Source organism: Enterobacter cloacae complex sp. S3 (assembly GCF_014930495.1).
Taxonomy (GTDB): domain Bacteria; phylum Pseudomonadota; class Gammaproteobacteria; order Enterobacterales; family Enterobacteriaceae; genus Enterobacter; species Enterobacter asburiae_B.
The window spans coordinates 1-3,002 of record NZ_JADBRD010000096.1 but is presented as its reverse complement, the minus strand read 5'-3'; the positions used below and the strand labels follow the sequence as shown (position 1 = coordinate 3,002).

At 38.9% G+C, this 3,002-nt stretch carries 4 protein-coding genes and 1 pseudogene; all 5 read right to left on the bottom strand.

Annotation, left to right across the window (positions count from 1 at the left end):
* On the bottom strand, positions 1-743 hold a 743-nt coding region (locus IM317_RS23650), incomplete at its 3' end, for a DegT/DnrJ/EryC1/StrS aminotransferase family protein (protein WP_193362549.1).
* Positions 744-804: 61 nt separating this feature from the next.
* On the bottom strand, positions 805-1,200 hold the full coding sequence (locus IM317_RS23645) for an FdtA/QdtA family cupin domain-containing protein (RefSeq protein WP_033145964.1): 396 nt from the start codon (positions 1,198-1,200) through the stop codon (positions 805-807).
* Between the two features lie 8 nt (positions 1,201-1,208).
* Positions 1,209-1,751: a dTDP-4-dehydrorhamnose 3,5-epimerase gene (rfbC, locus tag IM317_RS23640; RefSeq protein WP_033145965.1), complete on the bottom strand. Its 543-nt coding sequence runs from the start codon at positions 1,749-1,751 to the stop codon at positions 1,209-1,211.
* Positions 1,752-1,754: 3 nt separating this feature from the next.
* On the bottom strand, positions 1,755-2,633 hold the full coding sequence (gene rfbA / locus IM317_RS23635; protein WP_033145966.1) for a glucose-1-phosphate thymidylyltransferase RfbA: 879 nt from the start codon (positions 2,631-2,633) through the stop codon (positions 1,755-1,757).
* 49 nt (positions 2,634-2,682) lie between these two features.
* Positions 2,683-2,892, bottom strand: a pseudogene (locus tag IM317_RS23630) (sugar nucleotide-binding protein); the annotation flags it as partial.
* Positions 2,893-3,002 lie beyond the last annotated feature (110 nt).

Here is a 3,002-nt window from a genome sequence, read left to right as displayed (position 1 = left end):
ATTTTGACATTTAGAAAAGCTGCTTGTAACTCATCTAATCGGCTGTTAACACCCTGGAAATCATTTACATATTTTACTTTAGATCCATAATTCCTAAGCGCTCTTAATGTATCTGCGAGTTCGGGATCATTTGTAATGATTGCCCCAGCATCTCCTAGTGCCCCCAGGTTTTTTCCTGGATAGAAACTAAAAGCACCTGCATCTCCCCAATTTCCAGCTAGTTTACCCTCTAGCTTAGCACCATGTGCTTGTGCGCAATCCTCAAGAATTAAAAGCCCATTTTCTTTTGCAATTTTTGATAACTTATCCATTTCTGATATTTGCCCGTAAAGATGAACAGGCAAGATTACTTTAGTTCTTGAAGAAATTTTTTCTTGAACCTTCTCAGGATTTATATTAAAAGTCTTTGGATCTGGCTCCACCAGAACCGGGCATAGTTTGTTTTCCGTAATTGCTAATATTGAGGCAATATAGGTGTTAGCTGGAACCAGGACTTCATCACCATCAGCGAGCTTACCTAATTCTTTCCAAGCTCTTAGCGTAAGGGTAAGTGCATCAAGTCCATTTGCAACACCTATACAATATTTTGCACCACAATAGTTTGCAAAACTATTTTCAAACTTATCAAGTTCATTCCCCATAATATACCAACCTGAATCAATTACTTTTTCACAAGCACTTATTAATTCAGAACGGTATTGCTGGTTAATTCTTTTTAAATTTAAAAAATCAATTTTTGACATTTCCTTCCCCGTATTATGACTCTTTAACCATGACATTTACAATAAAGACAAATATTACTAACTAGCAAACTAACTTTACAAAATCATCGTAATTCCTAATATAGTCACTCTCATCATAAAAATCATCGGCCAATACCATTAATATGCAGTCATCAGAAAAATCATACATTTCATGCCACATAAGTGGTTCGATCAATAATCCAATCGCAGGATTGTCTAAGCTAATATCTTGCTTAGTATATCCATCATCGAAGAGGAATTTACATGAACCTTTTAGAACTATCGCGACTTGTGTTGTTTTTTTATGAGCATGATAACCTCTTCGTACCTTTTCTTGAGTATCATACATATAATAAACACGCTTTATATTGAAAGGTATATGCCGATTTTCTTCAATAGCAACCAATAACCCTCGCTCATCACCGTGCATCTGTAAGGGGATTTTTACAATATTCATAAAATCTCTTAAAATAATTCAGCTTCGTTAAAGGCCTGCCCAGCAGCATCTTTTGAAGAAAGAATAAAATCCATGCCTTTCCAGTCAATATTTAAATTTGGATCATTCCAGGCTATTGTTCTTTCGTGGTCTTTAGAGTAATAGTTTGTGGTTTTATATAAAAACTCTGCCTCATGGCTCAAACATACAAATCCATGTGCAAAGCCTTCTGGTATCCATAATTGACGCTTATTTTCCGAAGAAAGTATGAAACCAACCCATTGTCCAAAAGTTATTGAAGACTGTCTTAAATCAACTGCGACATCATAAACTTCGCCATGAACGCATCTAACCAGCTTACCTTGTGCAAAAGGTTTGGTTTGATAATGTAACCCTCTAAGCACTCCTTTTGTTGATTTAGAGTGATTATCCTGCACAAATTCTATCTTCCGATTAGTGATTTCTTCGAATTTTTTTAGATTAAAACTTTCATAGAAAAAACCACGTTCATCACAAAAAATTTCAGGCTCAATCAGTAGCACATCAGAAATTTTAGTCTTAATTATATTCATGCCTTAATAGCCTTTAATCATCTTTAAAAGATATTGCCCATAGGCATTTTTTGAAAGGGGAATAGAAAGCCTTTTAACCTGCTCCGCATCAATAAAACCTTTACGAAATGCAATCTCTTCAGGACAGGAAACCTTCAATCCCTGGCGCTCTTCAATCGTCGCAATAAAATTACTTGCTTCTATCAGACTCTGATGTGTACCCGTATCCAGCCACGCGTACCCACGCCCCATCATTGCCACAGATAAGCGCCCCTGCTCAAGATAAATACGGTTAATATCTGTAATTTCTAACTCACCACGAGCAGACGGCTTCAGATTTTTTGCCATTTCTACTACGTCATTATCATAGAAATACAGCCCTGTGACAGCGTAATTACTCTTCGGTTCTACCGGTTTTTCTTCCAGACTGATTGCGGTGCCGTTCTTATCAAATTCCACTACGCCGTAGCGCTCAGGATCATTAACATGATAGGCGAATACCGTAGCGCCATCATCATTACTCACTGCGGCTTCAAGTTGCTTCGGTAGGTCATGTCCGTAGAAAATATTATCACCCAGCACCAAAGCGCAGCTGTCATCGCCGATAAACTCTTCACCGATGATAAACGCCTGTGCAAGGCCATCTGGACTTGGCTGTACTTTATATTGCAGATTCAGTCCCCACTGGCTGCCATCACCCAGTAATTGTTCAAAACGTGGTGTGTCTTGTGGGGTGCTGATAATAAGAATATCTTTTATCCCTGCCAACATGAGTGTTGACAGCGGGTAGTAAATCATTGGTTTGTCATAAATTGGCAGTAGTTGTTTACTCACCGCCATGGTCACCGGGTACAGACGAGTGCCAGAACCACCGGCAAGAATAATACCTTTACGCGTAGCCATCATTTTTTCTCTATAAATACCAAATGCCCATATAAGGGCATTTATCTTCTTAAATTGCTTGAGTCATAAAAAGCTCAGCGAGCATTCGTTTTACGCCAATATCCCAGGAGGGCAGTACAAGATCAAAATTCGCCTGAAACTTCTCTGTGTTCAAGCGTGAATTTTTCGGTCGACGCGCAGGAGTTGGGTAAGCCGATGTTGGAACAGCATTAAGCTTTTCAATAGCCAACTCAACACCTGCTTTTTTGGCCTCATCAAATGACCTGCTCCCCGTTGATTAGTACACCCCGATGTTAGTAATGTCTTCATAAGCCACATGAGGACATCCCCATGAAGCAGCGTTTTTCCGAGGAACAGCTCATCAGTATT